This window comes from Pseudomonas sp. Sample_10 (assembly GCF_004321495.1).
Lineage (GTDB): Bacteria > Pseudomonadota > Gammaproteobacteria > Pseudomonadales > Pseudomonadaceae > Aquipseudomonas.
The window spans coordinates 1-17,771 of record NZ_RCOE01000064.1 but is presented as its reverse complement, the minus strand read 5'-3'; the positions used below and the strand labels follow the sequence as shown (position 1 = coordinate 17,771).

Genomic DNA, 17,771 nt, shown 5'->3' with positions numbered 1-17,771 from the left:
AGGAGCCGGCTTGCTGGCTCCCACAGGACATCATCGTTCTCGGAGCAGCTCCATGAATTCGTCGACCTATCCTGCCGCCCAGCACGTCATGGTGCTCTATACCGGCGGCACCATCGGCATGCAGGCGAGCGCCAACGGCCTGGCCCCGGCGTCCGGTTTCGAAGCGCGGATGCGCGAATACCTGCACAGCCAGCCTGATCTCGTCGTACCGCAATGGCGCTTTCGCGAGATGTCGCCGCTGATCGACAGTGCCAACATGACCCCCGCGTATTGGCAGCAACTGCGTGAAGCGGTGGTCGATGCGGTGGATGTCCAGGGCTGCGACAGCGTGCTGATCCTGCATGGCACCGATACCCTGGCCTACAGCGCCGCTGCCATGAGCTTTCAGTTGCTCGGCCTGAAGGCTCGCGTGGTCTTCACCGGTTCCATGTTGCCGGCCGGCGTAACGGACAGCGATGCCTGGGAAAACCTCAGCGGTGCGCTGGTTGCCTTGGGCCAAGGCCTGGCGCCGGGCGTGCAACTGTACTTCCACGGCGAACTGCTGGCCCCGACCCGTTGCGCCAAGGTGCGCAGTTTCGGCCGGCATCCATTCAAGCGCCTGGAGCGCCAGGGTGGCGGCGTGAAAGCGGTTTCGATCCCGGCGTCGTTGAACTACAACCAGCCCCGACAATTGGCGAATGTCGCGGTGCTGCCATTGTTTCCCGGCATCAGCGCCGGGATTCTCGACGGCCTGCTCGACAGCGGCATTCAAGGCCTGGTGCTGGAGTGCTACGGCAGCGGCACGGGGCCGAGCGACAACCCGGCGTTCCTCGCCAGCCTGGAGCGGGCGCGGGATAAAGGCGTTGTCGTTGTCGCCGTGACTCAGTGCCATGAAGGTGGCGTGGAGCTGGATGTGTATGAGGCTGGCAGTCGCTTGCGCGGTGTGGGCGTGCTGTCGGGTGGCGGCATGACCCGTGAGGCGGCGTTCGGCAAGTTGCATGGGCTGTTGAGCGCCGGGCTCGATACCGCCGAGGTGCGCCGCCTGGTAGAACAGGACCTCTGCGGCGAGTTGATCTGACCCGCTCCACAAGAATCTGTAGGAGCGAAGCTTGCCCGCGAACGCGGCCTCAAGTACGCCAAAAGCTTCGCGGGCAAGCCTCGCTCCTTCGGGTTGGTTATTTGCGACACGCAACACGTTGAAGCAGGCATGCAAATTGCTGCGTTCCAGCCATCCCAAGGCTGGAACCTCCCATGCTCCACTCCCACCTCACCACCCTCAATGCCGTCTCGCTGATCCTCAACGTCTTCAAGGCCGAAGGTTTGTCCAGCGAGGCGCTGCTGGCCGGCAGCGGCATCAGTGCGGCGGACCTGCACCGGGCCGACACGCGCATCACCACCAATCAGGAAATGCAGGTCTGCGCCAACGCCGTTGCGCTCAAGCGTGACATCGGCCTGGAACTGGGGCGGCGAATGCACGTTTCCTGCTACGGCATGCTCGGTTACGCCCTGCTCACCAGTGCCACCTTCGGTGACGCTTTACGTTTGGCGATGCGGTATCCGGCGTTGCTGGGAACACTTTTCGAATTGAGCCTGGAAGACGATGGCGAGCGTATCTGGTTCGTCGCGGCCGACTATCGTGAGAGCCCGGCGATGGCCGTGTTCAACGCGGAGTTTTGCCTGGTGTCGTTGAAAGTCACCTGCGACGATCTGCTCGGGCATTCACTGCCACTGCTGGCTGCACGCTTCGAACATGCCGCGCCCGACTATGAATCGACCTACGCCGAACATTTCAATTGCCCGCTGCTCTTTGGGGCGCGGGACAACGCCTTTGCCTTCGACAAGCGCTGGCTCGACCAGCCATTGCCGCTGGCCGATGTCATCACCCACCAGGCCATGGCCGAACGTTGCCGCAAGCAGAACCTCGAATTCACGGGGCGCCAGGCCTGGTTAGGGCGGATTCGGCAGTTGCTCCGAGCGCAATTGAACGCCGCGCCAGGGCTTGAAGGGCTGGCCGAGCAGATGAATTGTTCGGCGCGCACCTTGCGTCGGCATCTGAAAGATCTGGGATGCAGTTATCAGGAACTGCTCGACGAACTGCGCTTCGAGCAGGCCAAACAAATGCTGTGCGAGGATCAACTGCCGATCTATCAAATCGCCGAGGCCCTGGGGTTCAGCGAGACCGCCAGTTTTCGTCATGCGTTTGTGCGCTGGAGCGGTGTGGCGCCGAGCCAGTTCCGGCCCTGATACCGCCCACTGACGCAGGAGCGAGGTTTGCCCGCGAGGGGTTCTCACGTGCGTCAAAAGCTTCGCGGGCAAGCCTCGCTCCTACGGGTTTTGAGGCGTTATTCGAGAGGCGAATTTCGGTCAAATGTTTTGGCCACATCGATCCCCTTTTGGCCTTTCCTGCCGTTCTCCTGAATCGTCTGCGCCGCAAGACTGTGCTCAACCGAACCAGCCCTGCGGAGAACAACAAATGCTGACGATCTACTCAGACGATCACCACCTGCACCATGGCCGCTGCGAATTGATAGACGGGCAACTCAAGCCCTGCTTCGAAATGCCATCGCGGGCCGACCACGTGCTTTCCAGAGTGCAAAAGCAGAATCTCGGCCCAGTGGAGGCGCCGAAGGATTTCGGCCTCGAACCGATCGCGCGTATCCACAGCCGCGATTATCTCGACTTTTTCAAAGGCGCCTGGGCACGCTGGACCGAGTTCAACACCGACGGTGACTTGCTGCCCTACACCTGGCCGGCGCGCACGCTGCGTCGTGTCAAACCCACGAGCCTGCATGGCGAACTGGGTTACTACAGTTTCGATGGCGGCGCCCCGATCACCGCCGGCACCTGGCAGGCAGCGTACAGCGCAGCGCAAGTTGCGCTCACGGCCCAAGCCGAAATCCAGCGCGGCGCCCGCAGTGCCTTCGCCCTCTGCCGCCCACCAGGACACCACGCTGCCGGCGACTTGATGGGAGGTTATTGCTACCTCAACAACGCGGCCATCGCTGCCCAGGCATTCCTCGATCAGGGCCACAAAAAGGTCGCGATTCTCGACGTCGACTACCACCACGGCAATGGCACTCAATCGATTTTCTACGAGCGCAGCGATGTGCTGTTCACTTCGATCCATGGTCACCCGGAAGCCGAGTTTCCATTCTTCCTCGGCTATGAAGACGAATTGGGTGAAGGCGCCGGTGAAGGTTTCAACTTCAACTATCCGTTGCCTGCCGGCAGCGGCTGGGACACCTGGAGTGCAGCGTTGGAACACGCTTGCAAAGAGATCCAAAGCTATGGCGCCGACATCGTTGTCGTGTCCCTGGGCGTCGACACGTTCAAGGACGACCCGATCTCGCAGTTCAAGCTCGACAGTCCGGATTACCTGGCCATGGGCAAGCGCATCGCAAAGCTAGGCGTACCGACGCTGTTCGTGATGGAAGGCGGGTACGCAGTCGAAGAAATCGGTATCAACGCCGTGAACGTTCTCGAAGGTTTTGAAAGCGCTTGCTGAGGAAATACAAGCATGAAGAATCTCAAGCGTTTTATCGTCCCTGCGCTTTGCGCCACGGTACTGAGCGGTGCCGCACAGGCCGAAGAACGAACGTTGCGTGTCTACAACTGGTTCGACTACATCACGCCCAAAGCCCTGGAAGACTTCAAGGCACAGAACGCGCAGACCAAACTGGTCTACGACATCTTCGATACCAACGAAGCGCTGGAAGCCAAACTGCTGACCGGCAACTCCGGCTACGACGTGGTGGTGCCGTCCAATGTGTTCCTCGCCAAGCAAATTGAAGCGGGCGTATTCCAGCCTCTGGACCGCAGCAAATTGCCGAACTGGAACCACCTCGATCCCAAGCTGATGAAGCTGATCGAAGCCAATGACCCGGGCAACAAATTTGCCGTGCCCTACATGTACGGCACGATCCTGATCGGCTTCAACCCGGACAAGGTCAAGGCCGTGCTGGGTGACAACGCTCCCGTGGACAGCTGGGACCTGATCTTCAAGGAAGAAAACATCAGCAAGCTCAAGCAGTGCGGCGTCGCCCTGCTCGACTCGCCCTCGGAGATCCTGCCTCTGGCCCTGCAACACCTCGGCCTCGATCCCAACAGCAAAAAGCCTGCGGACTACGCCAAGGCTGAATCACTGCTGATGAAAATCCGTCCGTACGTCACTTACTTCCACTCTTCCAAGTACATGGCCGACATCGCCAACGGCGACATCTGCGTCGCGGTCGGTTACTCCGGCAGCTTCTCCCAGGCGGCCAACCGCGCCAAGGAAGCCAAAAACGGTGTGACCGTCGACATGCGCCTGCCGAAGGAAGGCGCGCCGATCTGGTTCGACATGCTTGCCATTCCCAAGGGCGCGAAGAACCCGGAAGACGCCTACACCTTCATCAACTACTTGCTGCAACCTCAGGTGATCGCGCCGGTGAGCGATTTCGTCGGTTACCCGAACCCGAACAAGGACGCCACGGAAATGGTCGACCCGGCCATCCGCAACAACCCGAATCTGTATCCGACCGACACGGCGATGAGCACGCTCTACACCCTGCAGCCGCTGCCGCGCGATGCCGAACGCGCGCGCACCCGGGCGTGGACCAAGATCAAATCCGGAACCTGAACGAGCCAGTGTTTGCGCGCCAGTGAAGACCCGCTTATGGCGTAATGCTGTTCACTTAAGAGAACGCTGGCATCCTGTGGCGAGGGAGCTTGCTCCCGCTGGAGCGCGGAGCGGTCCTGAAAGGGACTGCTGCGCATCGAGAGCAAGCTCCCTCGCCACGGGTGTTCGTCCTTAAGTGAACAGCATTACGCTTATGGCGGGTCTTTTTTTCCGGACGATATTTAAGTACCGCACGCCCCATCCCGCCCCACGTTACCTTCCGAACCTGAGCGGCGCGTTGACGCGCACGTCCCAGTCCCTCAGCAAGGAACGCACATGGCCTCTACCGAAACGAATGCTGTCGAGCCTGATCAGGCCTCCAGCGACCCAAGTGATCTGCTCACCCAACTGGTCACCGGCCCCTCTATCAGGGAGGTCGCCACCCGTATTCTTCGAGACGATCTGAAAAAGCTGTATCCACAGTTGAACATCGACCCCGCAATGGCGATGGTCGTTACACCGAGCTGGAAAATCGTCGCCGGGGCCGTCCGGCCCGGAACCCTGCGATTCGAGTCACTGACGGATGCGCTGTTGCGGCACGCCGGTTCAGGCGAGTCTGTGACCTACCTCGACGGCGAGCATTACCTGAGCCTGAATCCCAGAACGAAAACGCCCATCCACCTACCGGTCAGGATCGATGCCATAGGGCGTCTGATCAATAAACTGTCGCCCGTCCTGTTGGTGGCCTATCAGGAACAACAACTCGAATACTGGGACCAGACCACCCAAGGTTCCACTTTGCGTTGGCAAGCGTTGTCGCAGTCACTGCGGCAGGTCTGGAATGTACAAAAGGTGGAAGGCTGGGATGCGCATCAGCTGGCGATCGCGCGCAATGTTTTCGACTATCCCGATGCGAAAACACGCACTGACCACGACACCTACAAGATTCGGGTCTGCCTGATCGACCTCGACCGGCTCGATGGCACCGTTTCCAGCCACCTCAATCGTACGGATCTGACCGTCGTGATCGGCACCGTCGAGACACGCACAATCATCCTGACCCACTCCATCGCTTCGGGGTTCGGGACCTATGAGTCGCTGGAAAAACTCGGCGAGGATTTGCCGAAGTATGTTGAAAAAATGCCACCCGAAGCCAAGCTTCAATGGCGCCTGTTCGAACCCTCCGGGAATTTTTTTGATCATCAGGCCGTCGCGCTGATTGCCCTGCAAACTGATGCGATTGCCGGCCTGGAGTTTGGACAACGGGACAGCAAACCGGTGTTCACGACGCCTGCCCGTGCCGCAGCGCAGGTGAGCGGTACAACTCAGACCGAACAGGTTTCGCACTTCGTAAAGGTGCAGCGTCTGATCCCCGAATGGCTGAACAACGCTTCGCCATTCGATCTGGGTTGCTACAGTCGACACCTGTTCGATCTGGCATTGCTGCAACTGCGCAACAGCGGAAAATCCTTCGACGACGATATTGCTCCGATCAAGACATTCGCACTGGATGCCCTTCGAGCCCACATGCTCAAAAGCCACAGTGACGTTGCCGGCATGAAGCTTGAGAACATTGAGATCGTTATCGAGAGTCAAGTCGTCTGGGGGGCATTCACGGCCCCTGGCATGAACCAGACCAATCGCCTGGACCTTGCCGAGCTGGCACTCGAAAACCTCATCGCCCTTCCGCTGGGCAACCAGTCGGTGCGATACAAGGACGGCACAGCAGTGCCGACCTGGATGACGCCCGACTATGTCAAGACGGCCATCAGCGCCGTCGATATCGGTGCGACCTACCCCGCACAGGTCAAGAGCAAGCTGTTGGATGACCCGCTTGAATCGCTGCGCCGTCAACGCCTCTACGCCAGTAACCTGCGTATTCAGCTGGCGCTACAAGCATTGCAAAGCAAAATTCTTGGCGAACATGGCATTGACGAAAAGGGCTATCGCTACATCGTGGCGGCAATGAATGTGCTGAAGGCCGACCGCTGGGTCGACGGGCATGAGATCGTCATCCGTCCGCTGGCGTTCATCACCGGCCAGGATAAAAACAAAACCCCTGATGAAGTCACCAACATGTTTGTGATCGGGCCGCGGGACATGGCCAATGGGCCTTGCATTCTCTATCGCCCACTGCTTGCACAAGCGTTGACTCAGTACCCCTCGGCCGCCAACCTGCTGTATGCGATCAAACACGACAAGGAGCTTCGCGAATCTACCCTGGCATGGTTGGCGGACGATGTTCGGTTCAATTATTCGCAGTATGTCTTTCCGGGTGAATTGCCTTCGGTCTGGACGGTGTCACAACTGTTGGCCGACCCGACCATTTCCCTGCGGATGAGCGGACCGGTGTCGCTCGGGCAAAAGGTGATCGAGCACGACCGCCTGATGAAACTGTTCAAGGCCAACGCCAATGCGCTGATCATGAAGAGCGAGCGGGATTCGGTATCCAACGCCGAAAGCCGCTGGGCCAGCTTCAAACAACGCGCCTGGATGATCTTCAGCGCCGTGTTGCCTTTTCTCGGTCGAACCGCCGGAACGGCTGCGTGGATCTGGCAGATTCTGGACGATCTGCAAGAAGGCATTGATGCCCGGGAAAACCAGGATACGCCAGCACAATGGTCTGCCCTGACCGACTTGTTCCTGACCCTGGGCATGGTGCTGGCTCATCAGGCGACCGCCCGACGCCAACCGGCGCGCGCGCGCCCTGCGAAGACCGAAACAGCCGTTATTGGCGGCGCGCAGAAAAACCCTCCGCCGCAGACCCCGGCCAGCATCCAGTTACCTGATATTGAGGATGATTATCTGCCGGCCGAACACCAGACCTCACTCCACCCCGCGACCGTACTCAATAGCAACAGCGCAGGGCTGGGGCCAACCCTGGACCGGTACAAAATCCCCAAACCGCCGGGGCTGGGAGCGGCCAGCACCGAAGGCTGGCACAAACACCTTTATGAACATCAGTCCAAATACTATGCCCCGGTAGGCGAACGATGGTTCGAAGTCTTCCTGAACGACGATGAAATCGTGCAAATCGTTGATACCCGCAAACAACCTTCCATCACCGGCCCCTTGTTGATCAACAATTCCAGAGGCGATTGGGTCATCGATATCAGGCTGCGACTGCGTGGCGGTGGCAAGAAAAGCAGGCTCAAGGCATTGCAAAAAGCCAACGCCACCAAAATCACCGAGATCAAGGCTCACCTGGCGGTTTTCGATGCGCAGATGGCGTCCAAACGCCAAAGTATTACCGATGCCTACAACACCATGAAAAAGGCTTCCGCAGATGCAAGGGATGCAGCTAAACAAACATTTCTCGACAAACTCGAGGAGCGCATCGGTGAATATGAAATCACCATCGAGAAACTCAAATCACTCAACCTGGTCGAGGATGTGCGTAACTATCGTGACGCGATGATCGAGATGCTGGGAACTCAACTGTTTTTCAACCAGACCTGGATCGACGAGAAATACCCGGCGTTCGTCGATGCCCTGAAGTTGACCCTGGAACATCTCGATGCCAAAGAAGACAGTGCCCAATCGCCTCCCGCCGGGACGTTTGAAAACATGTCGGACCTGACCCAAGGCGTTATCGAGAAGGTCGAGTTCGCTCAGTTGCGCTTCAAGGAATTGACGCGCCTGGGCAAGAAAGCCGAGCAGCTGTCCCTTGAGTATCAAAAGAAACTGCCAAAATTCGACCTTCCGGACCTCAAGTCCCTTCAAGTCACGCTGGCTCGCGAGGTGTGCGTCAAATCTGGCGAAACGGCCGAACTGTCCAGTGCCAAAGCATCACTCGAGCAGATTGTCGAAGACGCCGACCTGACGGTGAACAGTGCAATGGAGTTGATGGGTGATGCGCAGCTGTTGCGCACGGATGAACGGATTGAGGCCTTGAACAACCTGATCGACCAGTTCGCCGCTATCGAACAACGCCTCAAGAGCTTCTCTACAGCCAACCAGGAGCAGATCGTGCAAACGCAATTTACGCGATTGCAGGGTCGTATCGACGAGTTCAATCAGCAGACCGTCGGGCATCTGGCGGACCTGCTGCGCGAACAGCAACTCCTGGAGCCTGTACCCGGCCCGTCACGCACCACATCGACGTCAAACAAAAGGGTCATCACAACGCGCTTCAAAGGTACGGTGATCGGCCAGACCCGCAAAACCGCGCCCGGTCACATGGTCCTTGTGGATGTCACCGCGCCGGTGACCGGCAAAGTGATCGCCACCTTCCATGAAAAGACCCCCGGGGTCTGGGTCGAACGTTTGACGATGAAACCGCAGGCGCCGAAAACGCGCCTGCCTGATCCCGGGGCACGCATAAAGGCGGGTAAAGCATTGCTGGATGCGCTACCCGCCTTTATTCAACGTACCGAAGCAGACTCAAAACAATCCTGGCAGCTCCCGGTGGAAATAGAGGAAGCATTCCACCAACAAGCTTCTCGCCTTGAAGAAGCCACCAAGGCGATCAACGCAGCGCTCATGCAAAGCAATACCACGCAAGATCATACAAACGAGGCGCAATCGGTACTGACGCAACTGGCCACGCAAACCGCGCTACTGTATGCCGAAGGCCATCGGTTGCGGCTTGAAATGACCAAACGGCAACCGCCCACCGCTGCACGCGTCGAATGGCTACACAGCAAAGGCGAAGTCGATATCGTGCCGGTGGGAGACCGACGTCGACTCAAAGGGCAGCGCCGGGACTATCTGCAGGAATACGAAGTGCGTGACGCCACCTCCGCAAATGCGCTTTGGTATGCCCACTTTCACTACGCCCAGCTCAAGGACGACGTCCAGTCCTACACCGCAGCGCATCTGAAAACCCGCGAGCAACGGCTGCTGGGTCGTGTCGATATCGGGGCCAGCACCAGCAACCAGGACGCAATCGAAATCTATCGCAGCAGGATCAGCCCTCAGTTGGCCCGATCGCTGTTCTTCGCCAAGACATCCACCTCCACCTGATCGCTGCTGCAGACTCACCTGTCGGTGGGTCCTTTCAAACGCTGTCGCCTGCCTGCCTCCATCTCATCGGGCTGTGATGCCCGTATCGCAGGCTGGCGGCCGCCCCCATGCCGGTCAAAAAGGAAAATGACCATGACCCGAGAATCCACAAGCACCTCCGCAAACAACGCAACACTGTTGCTGGACAGAAGCAAGCTGGTCAGCCTGACCAATCAGGGGCCCTCCCTCGACGATGCCAGCTCGCAGGTGCTGAGCGAAGCACTGAAAAAACTTTATCCACTGCTCGACATTGACCCGGACCAGACACTGATTGTGACGCCGCAATGGCGCATGACCAATGGAACGCTGAGTGCCGCCTCTCCCTCCGTGGAAACATTGACCCATGCGCTGGTGCGTTTGAGCTGGAGCGCAGGTGTCGCCAATTTCATCGAGGGTGAGCATTTCCTGACGCACAGCCCACTGACCAGCGACCCCGTTCATCTTGCTGTCAGTGTCGAAGACATTGCCCAACTGCTCAACGACCACGCCGCCCTGTTGATGGTCGAGTTTCAACAGCGCGCACTGGCGTTCTGGAATGAAACAGTCAGCGACCAACCGCGATGGCATGGACTCTGCGAGACGCTGAAAGACGCATTTGATGTCCAACAGGTAAAGGGCTGGAATGTCGATCAATGTACGGTGGCCCGTGCGGTGTACAACTATCCGGACAAAACCGAACGAGCCCGGAAAAATACTGAAATTCCCGGTATCAAAGCCTGCCTGATCGACGTGGACAACAACGAAGGCGTTCATCTAATGCTCGGCGGTGCGATTGCACTGCAGGCCACTTACAAACAGCGTGAACAGATCATGCTGTACACAGTGGAAAGCGGTTACGAAGCCTTCGATTCTCTGGAGCAACTGGGCGCGACGCTGCCTGGCCGGATCGACATCGACCTGGCAGGGCGCACGCTGAAGTGGCGACTGGTCGAGCCCGACGGCAACGTTTTCGATCATATGGCCTGGGCGCTGATAGCCTCTCAAATGGACGCCATTAATGCACTCGTCCCTCCGGTCTCGACCGCCAGGACCGCAACACCCCCGGGCTTGCGTACGGCAGCCACCCCGGCTGAGCATTTCAGCACTAGCGACAAAAACCGTATCGAGCAGCTTGAGGCGGCCATTCCCGATTGGTTATCCAATGCCTCGCCCAGTCATTTGCAAGACTACAGCCACTGCCTTGCCCGCCTTGGAAAACTGCGCAACAGCTCAAGCGCAATCGACATTCCTCTGATCAGTGCGTATGCGCAGACCGCCATGCGCGAAGCCATCGTCAAGGACAAAACCAGTGACGGGGCCTCACGACTGCCGCTTGATGATCTGCAAATCACTGTCACCAACAGCTTCACCGTCGGCGGGCTCACCTTGCCCAATCCGCAAGACCGGTATACCGAAAACCTGGGTGATTTCGCCCTGCAAAATACCGCGCCCTACCGGGCCGGGTTGAGTTTCAAAAACAACACGCTGGTGCCCGATTGGCTGACTGTCGATTATCTGGTCGGCATCGCCGCCAAGGTCAATATCGGCGAGATCTACCCGAAGTTGCTGAGGAACAAACTGATCGATGATCCGGTGCAAGCCGCGCTACAGAAAAAGCACTATATGGATCAGCTACCCGACTTGCTGCGGCTCAATGCACTGGAATGCATGCTTCAACAATTGGGTGGTGTTGACGAGACTGGCTATCGCTACATTAGCGAGTTGATGGACGTCGCACAGGGAAAACCTCGACAACCTCATTCCGATATCGTCATTCGCCCTCTCACGTTCAAGCCTCGGCATCGCCTGCTGTCCGGCGGTGACACCGTCAGCAACATGTTCATCATCGGCCCGCGGCAAAAAACAGACGCTCCCTGCCTGCTTTACCGGCCACTGTTCGAGCAACCGTTAATACAATTTGTCTCGCAGGCAAACCTGGTTTACGCCCTGCACCAACCGGGCGAGCTGCGCGATTGCGTACTGGCCTGGCTGCCGACACCGGCGCTGAGCTTCGAATATGCGCAATACGTTTTTCCCGTAGGGTTGCCTTCACCTTGGCTGGCGACTCAGTCCGGTATCTCGAAGTTATTCAGCCTGGACCTGGCGGGACCTATCGATCTGGACACCGAGGAGATCACTGGCGACTTGCTGTCCGCATTGTTCACCAGCAACGCCAATGCCATGGCAGAGCAGGCGGATCGGTCATCAGTGTCCAATGAGGAAAGACGCTGGACACTTTTGAAGGACAGCGCCTGGGCGATTTTCAACGTTGCCTCGACGTTCTTGAGCGGGCCTGTGGGGACCGCCGTCTGGGTGTGGCAAAGCATCAGCGAGATCCAGCAAGCACTCGACGCCCATGAACAAGGCGACACGCTGATCGAATGGAGCTCATTGGGTGATGTGCTGGTGACGCTGGCCATTGTGCTGACTCACCGCGCTTACCAGCAGCGTCACAGTGAATGGACCAGGCGTGTACGCAAAAAACCGGCGTGGGACCTGCCGTCAGCTCCAGTAACACCGCAATCGCCCAAGCCTGTACCTGCGAAAATTTCCATGGCCCCTTCAGTATCTTTTGATCAATTGCCCGACAGCCATACCTCCTCTCTGGAGACCGGTGTATCGGTGCCTCGTCGCTCGACCCCGTCATTGGGCACCTATCTGGACAAGCTCAGCGTCTCTGCGCCGGACCTGAACAATATCGAGATGAAGACGCTGAACAACAAGCCGCCCCATCTGTATGAACTTAACGAAACACACTACGCCCAGGTAGGTGAACGCTGGTTTCAGGTCACCGTCAATGACGACGAAGACGTGCAGATTGTCAGTCCCGATGACGCCAAACGTACCGGGCCGTTGTTGGCTCGTGGCCCCCATGGCAAATGGTTTGTCGATACGCGGCTGCGCCTGCGCGGCGGTGGCCCGAAAAGCCGTTTGAAAGCCCTGAAGCTAGCCAAGGAAAAACGCAAAGCGGAACTTGATACTCAATTGGAGGCGTTCAGAAGCCAGGAAGAAACCCAACAGCAAGCACTCAATCTCCTTCAGACGAGCATGACTCAGGCTTCCACCGAGAATCTCGAAGCAGCGACCAGGCTCTACACCGACAAACTCGACGAGCTGAAAACAAGTTATGGAAAAGCCCTCGAACAGTTGAGCGAATGGCGTTCGCTGGGTGGGGAAACCGGGTACACCTACGAGTTGTTGCGCCTGACCACCGTGCAGCAAAAGTTCCTTTCACTCTGGTTTACGGTAAAGAAAAACCAGTACGCCCGGATCATGCAGAAACTGCTGGCGCAAGCGCCTTTGAACACGGGTGAGCCGGTACGAGCGGATCTGACCGACATCCGAGAGGCAATCGCATTGGGAGACGCCATCGTCGAACGCTTGGAACAGTCACAAACCACCCTGACAGGTCTCCAGGTACTGGGCCATGTCGGGCTTACCAGAATCGCCGATCTGACAAAACTCTTGCCGAAATTCACTCGCCTGGACTTCAAAGCCAATGAAGTGGGCATGGCCTACGAACAGTGCATCCAAGAGGCATCTGGCGAAACCATGTCCGAAGCTCGAACGGCGATCGTCAGCATGGTGGAGGACGCCGCCGACGCCAGCCATGAAGTTGCTGAAATGATGAAACAGCCGAGCAATACCGAGCCGCCCGAGGCGCGCATCCAAAAGCTGTCCAGGCTGGCCGACATCTATGCCGATGCACTTCAGTGTATTAAGGATCTGCCAGCCCGATACCCCGGGATGGTTCACCAATCGGCGCTCGACCACCTTCAAGTGCTGATCTCGGAATTTCAAACACTGACGCTGAACCAGCTCAACCAACTGCTTCCTGAAGCCGAAGAAGCTTTCATCCATCAACCTTCCCGACCTGCTGTTGCAGGCCCGTCGCGGCCCAAGGTCAAAGTCACCAAGACCCGCCCACGCGTCGTCGAAAGCGAAGCCCCGCAAACATCCGGGCAGGAGAAAAAAGAGGAGTTGTTCCAGAAGCTCGTTCCCAAAAGCGCCAAGCCCGCCAAACCCGCGCTGGATGATCTCGCCACCATCGCTGCCGGCCTGAACCTCAACGTGGACGCAAACGAATTCACCAAGCGCATCAATCGGGACGCCGAACGTGCAAATCGAATCCCTGCCGATGTACAGGACCTGTTCGATCAACAGGCGCGCAAACTGGAAGAGTCCGCCACAAGCGTCGAACAGGCCATGAGCAACATCAGAAGTGCCGGCAAACAACCTCCTCCCGTAGCCGGCCTGAGCCTGGAATTGCGCGGCAGGGCTGACAGACTCCGCAAAGAGGGCATCAAGACACGCACAAAAATGCTCAAGAAGCGCAAGCCAAGGCAGGAGTACTTCCAATGGTTGCACGAAAACCGACAGGTCAAAATCCTGCGCAACGAGCAAGGCCGGATCAGAACCACGGGGCGCAAGGACTACTTTCAGGAGTACCGGATTCTCGACGCTACCGACAATGACCAGGAACTGTGGGTTGCGCACTTCCACTACGAAACACTTGAGAGCGATGCCGCCCAACCCACAGCAGCGCATCTGAAAGTATCGGAAAAATACCTGGCGACGCTGGATACCGAGCTTCGAGAACAATTGGCAACGCTGCAGCCCATCGACTACGTACTGCGTCGAATCACCAGTGCTTCCACCCAATCATTGTTCCTGCAACTCGAGCCCCAGTGACTCATAGAGGGGCGGGTCCGCGGACCCGCCCTTTACCGGCACCAGGCACTGCGCAAACGCACAAGCGCTGACGCGATAGCCGCTTCCGGCACCGCCGCAAATCCCAGCACCAGCCCTGCCCGCTGATCCACCGAAGTGCTCGAATCCGCTAGCCAGTAACTGCTCAGGCCGTTGATCTCGACATCGACGCCGGCGGCAGCCTCAATCAGTTCACGTTCACGGGCCTGAGTATCGACTGCCACCGTCACGTGCAACCCTGCCGCGACACTCGGCAGGCTGCCCACCCCGGGAATGTCCGAGGGCCAGTTGGCCAGCAGCGTATTGCGACGACTCAACGCGGCGCGGCGCATACGGCGGATGTGCCGCTGGAAATGCCCGGCCGCCATGAATTCGGCCATGACGGCCTGGGTGCTGACCTCGGAGTGCCGGACATCGACCGCGCGACGCTGGCTGAAAGCGTCCACCAGTGCCGTTGGCAACACCAGATAACCCAGGCGCAATGCCGGGAAAGCCACTTTGCCGAACGTGCCAACGTAGAGCACGCGCCCGTGACGATCCAGCGCGGCCAGCGGTGCCAGTGGCGCGCCGCTGTAACGGTACTCGCCATCGTAATCGTCCTCGACAATCCAGCCTTGGGTTTTCTCGGCCCAGGCCAATAACTCGAGCCGCCGCGCCAGACTCATCACCACCCCCGTCGGGTATTGATGCGAAGGTGTGACATAGGCCAAACGACAATCCACGATGCCGTTCAATTCGTTGCAATCGATACCGTCACTGTCCACCGCCACCCCGTGCAATCGGGCACCGGCCACGGCGAACGCATGACCCGCCGCGCGATAACCGGGATTCTCAATCGCCACACCATCGCCAGGTTCGACCAGCAACTGTGCACAAAGGCTGATCCCCTGCTGCGCACCACTGGTGATCACAATTTGTTCAGCCGTGCACTGCATGCCCCGGGAACTGCGCAAGTACGCGGCAATCATCCCACGCAGACGCGCATCACCTGCGGGGTCGCCGTAACACAGCTGCTGCAAATCCGGTTTTCGCCAGAAAGCCGCATTCAGCTTGGCCCACACCTCGAAAGGAAAAAGGTCAAAGGCCGGAACGCCAACCCTGAATGCCCGCGGAGGCCCGCTTGGTGGACTCGGTAAATGGTTCTTTTCTACGCGACCCAACGCACCGCTGTGGATAACTTTGCTGGATGAATCAACAGGTAAATCCAGCCAATTTGTGGATAAGGTTGTGGGTAAGCCTGTTGACAACCCTGTGGATACTTTTGTGGATAATTTTTTTGCCGGCAACGCATTCTGAGGTAATTGCGCGACATAGGTCCCATCGCCGACTCGTCCCTCGATGAAGCCTTCGGCATACAGTTGGTCGTAGGCGCGTACCACACTGTTGCGGGAAATCGCCAGAGCCGCCGCCAGATCGCGGCTGGCGGGAAGACGGGTGCCACTGGCCAGTCGCCCATCCAGCACCCGCAGGCGCAATGCCTGATACAGCTGCCGACTCAGCCCCTGGCGGCGGTCAAGTTCGATGCCCGCCGGGTTGAACGAAAGGGACAGTGGTTCGGTAGTCATGACAATGGACCTATGAAATTGGTCATTAATGGCTCTTACAACAGACCAATAGCCTGCCTAGGATGCAGGCATTCGCCAAGGAAAATATCTTCATGTACACGCCACGTGCCTTTGCCATCGACGAGTTGTCCCAACTGCATGAACTGATGCTCGCCAGCCGGCTCGCCATTTTGGTGACCCACGGTGAAAGTGGCCTGCAAGCCAGTCATGTACCGGTTCTGCTGCACTGCGAACAGGGCTCGAACGGCACGCTGTACGGACACTTGGCCAAAGCCAATCCACAGTGGAAAGACCTGCGCGACGGCGCTGAAGCCCTGCTGATTTTTGCCGGCCCCGATGCCTACGTCAGCCCTGGCTTCTATCCGAGCAAGGCCGAACACGGCAAAGTCGTGCCCACCTGGAACTACGTCGCGGTACATGCCTATGGCCGTGCCGAAACCTTCAGCGATGGCGGGCGGCTGCTCGACATTGTCAGCACCCTCACCGACCGTCATGAAGCTGGCCGCGCCCAGCCATGGTCAGTGGCCGATGCCCCCGCCGATTACATCGACGGCATGCTCAAGGCCATCGTCGGTTTCGCCATTCCCATCGACCGTCTCGAGGGTAAACGCAAACTCAGCCAGAACCGCGCCCCCGCCGACATCGCGGGCGTACGCGAAGGCCTGGCTGCCAGCTCCGACGTCAATGACCAGACCCTCGCTCAATTGATGCGCTAAGGAAATTACCATGAGTCAGATCGACATTCGCCCAGTCACCGCCGGCGATCACGCAGCTTGGCTACCGCTGTGGCAAACCTACCTGCGCTTCTACAACACCGAACTGCCGGACGCCGTCAGCCAAAGCACCTGGCAACGCATGCTCGATCCAAACGAACCCACCCACGCCGCGCTGGCCTGGGCCGACGGCAAAGCGGTGGGCATGGTGCATTTCATCTACCATCGTTCGAACTGGAGCATCGAAAACTCCTGCTACCTGCAAGACCTGCTGGTAGCGCCCGAAACCCGTGGTACCGGCGTCGGCCGACAATTGATCGAATTCGTTTACGCAACAGCCAAACAGGACGGTTGCTGCAAGGTCCACTGGCTCACTCACGAAACCAACGCCACCGCGATCCAGCTTTATGAGCGCATCGCCGAGCGCCCCGGTTTCATCCAGTTTCGCAAAGCCATTTAAGGTTCAAGGAGAACAACATGTCGACTTCACTCGCGGATTGGAAAGGTGTCCCGGCACCGTCGGTTCAAACCATCGAAGGGCGTTTCATCCGCCTGGAAAAACTCGACCCGGAACGCCACGGCGATGACTTGTTCAACGCCCTGCAAGGCCCCGGCGCCGATCCGAAACTCTGGGATTATCTGCCTTACGGCCCCTTCCCCGAGCGCAGTGCTTTCAACGATTGGCTGAACAACCATGCAGCCAATAGCGACCCCTACTTCTTCAGTGTGATCGACCGTGCCAGCGGTGAAGTGCAAGGCATCCTCAGTTTGATGTCGATTGTGCCTTCACAAGGCCGGATCGAGATCGGTCACGTGACGTTCGGTGCGCCGATGCAGCGCTCGCCGAAAAGCACCGAGGCCGTTTATTTGCTCGCCCGGGAATCCTTTGCCCTGGGTTACCGCCGCCTGGAATGGAAGTGCAACAACGCCAATGCCCGCTCCAAGTACGCAGCCGAGCGGCTGGGTTTCAGCTTTGAAGGCGTGTTCCGCCAGCACATGGTGGTCAAGGGGCAGAATCGGGATACGGCGTGGTATTCGATCCTGGACTCGGAATGGCCGGCAATCGGCGCAGGGTTCGAGCGGTGGTTGAGTGATGAAAACCAGAAAGGGGCGGGACAGGTGAAGTCGTTGGTGGAATGCCGCAGGTAAGTCGACTCGATGCACCACCGCTGTAGATACTCTGTTCACGGTCAAGCTTTCGCGAGATGTTTTTCGCTAAAAAGC

Annotated in this window: 10 protein-coding genes; 9 read left to right on the top strand and 1 reads right to left on the bottom strand. The window is 58.5% G+C overall.

Translation table 11 applies throughout. The features are described 5' to 3' along the window. Positions 1-52: 52 nt before the first annotated feature. From D8U18_RS06315 to D8U18_RS06285, 6 genes are all read left to right on the top strand, one after another. Positions 53-1,057 (top strand): asparaginase, encoded by a 1,005-nt coding sequence (locus tag D8U18_RS06315; RefSeq protein ID WP_131107296.1) that lies wholly within the window; start codon positions 53-55, stop codon positions 1,055-1,057. A 173-nt stretch (positions 1,058-1,230) separates the two neighbouring features. Further along, entirely contained in the window at positions 1,231-2,223 is a 993-nt protein-coding gene (locus D8U18_RS06310) for an AraC family transcriptional regulator (protein ID WP_130903506.1), read from the top strand. Between the two features lie 229 nt (positions 2,224-2,452). Next, complete coding sequence (locus tag D8U18_RS06305) at positions 2,453-3,484, top strand: histone deacetylase family protein (RefSeq protein ID WP_130903505.1); 1,032 nt, start codon at positions 2,453-2,455, stop codon at positions 3,482-3,484. 12 nt (positions 3,485-3,496) lie between these two features. Beyond that, entirely contained in the window at positions 3,497-4,597 is a 1,101-nt protein-coding gene (locus tag D8U18_RS06300) for a polyamine ABC transporter substrate-binding protein (protein WP_130903504.1), read from the top strand. 315 nt (positions 4,598-4,912) lie between these two features. Continuing rightward, positions 4,913-9,541 carry a DUF6543 domain-containing protein gene (locus tag D8U18_RS06290; RefSeq protein ID WP_131107295.1) on the top strand — a complete coding sequence of 1,543 codons (4,629 nt, stop codon included), beginning with the start codon at positions 4,913-4,915 and terminating at the stop codon, positions 9,539-9,541. A gap of 132 nt (positions 9,542-9,673) precedes the next feature. Further along, complete coding sequence (locus D8U18_RS06285) at positions 9,674-14,251, top strand: hypothetical protein (RefSeq protein ID WP_131107294.1); 4,578 nt, start codon at positions 9,674-9,676, stop codon at positions 14,249-14,251. Positions 14,252-14,283: 32 nt separating this feature from the next. On the opposite strand, the gene D8U18_RS06280 is transcribed toward D8U18_RS06285, so the two are convergent. Continuing rightward, positions 14,284-15,834 (bottom strand): PLP-dependent aminotransferase family protein, encoded by a 1,551-nt coding sequence (locus tag D8U18_RS06280; RefSeq protein WP_130903501.1) that lies wholly within the window; start codon positions 15,832-15,834, stop codon positions 14,284-14,286. 92 nt (positions 15,835-15,926) lie between these two features. On the opposite strand from D8U18_RS06280, the gene D8U18_RS06275 reads away from it, so the two are divergent. Genes D8U18_RS06275 through D8U18_RS06265 form a run of 3 tightly spaced genes read left to right on the top strand, consistent with a single transcriptional unit; the run spans position 15,927 to position 17,696 of the window. Continuing rightward, on the top strand, positions 15,927-16,550 hold the full coding sequence (locus D8U18_RS06275; RefSeq protein WP_056854330.1) for an FMN-binding negative transcriptional regulator: 624 nt from the start codon (positions 15,927-15,929) through the stop codon (positions 16,548-16,550). 10 nt (positions 16,551-16,560) lie between these two features. Next, entirely contained in the window at positions 16,561-17,007 is a 447-nt protein-coding gene (locus tag D8U18_RS06270; protein WP_056854329.1) for a GNAT family N-acetyltransferase, read from the top strand. Positions 17,008-17,024: 17 nt separating this feature from the next. Further along, positions 17,025-17,696, top strand: coding sequence for a GNAT family protein (locus D8U18_RS06265; protein ID WP_131107293.1), 672 nt, complete (start codon positions 17,025-17,027; stop codon positions 17,694-17,696). The last annotated feature ends 75 nt before the right edge of the window (positions 17,697-17,771 follow it).

Bases quoted from the DNA above. Each gene is read 5' to 3' on its own strand.
- D8U18_RS06315 (WP_131107296.1), top strand. From the start codon at position 53: ATGAATTCGTCGACCTATCCTGCCGCCCAGCACGTCATGGTGCTCTAT.
- D8U18_RS06310 (WP_130903506.1), top strand. From the start codon at position 1,231: ATGCTCCACTCCCACCTCACCACCCTCAATGCCGTCTCGCTGATCCTC.
- D8U18_RS06305 (WP_130903505.1), top strand. From the start codon at position 2,453: ATGCTGACGATCTACTCAGACGATCACCACCTGCACCATGGCCGCTGC.
- D8U18_RS06300 (WP_130903504.1), top strand. From the start codon at position 3,497: ATGAAGAATCTCAAGCGTTTTATCGTCCCTGCGCTTTGCGCCACGGTA.
- D8U18_RS06290 (WP_131107295.1), top strand. From the start codon at position 4,913: ATGGCCTCTACCGAAACGAATGCTGTCGAGCCTGATCAGGCCTCCAGC.
- D8U18_RS06285 (WP_131107294.1), top strand. From the start codon at position 9,674: ATGACCCGAGAATCCACAAGCACCTCCGCAAACAACGCAACACTGTTG.
- D8U18_RS06280 (WP_130903501.1), bottom strand. From the start codon at position 15,834: ATGACTACCGAACCACTGTCCCTTTCGTTCAACCCGGCGGGCATCGAA.
- D8U18_RS06275 (WP_056854330.1), top strand. From the start codon at position 15,927: ATGTACACGCCACGTGCCTTTGCCATCGACGAGTTGTCCCAACTGCAT.
- D8U18_RS06270 (WP_056854329.1), top strand. From the start codon at position 16,561: ATGAGTCAGATCGACATTCGCCCAGTCACCGCCGGCGATCACGCAGCT.
- D8U18_RS06265 (WP_131107293.1), top strand. From the start codon at position 17,025: ATGTCGACTTCACTCGCGGATTGGAAAGGTGTCCCGGCACCGTCGGTT.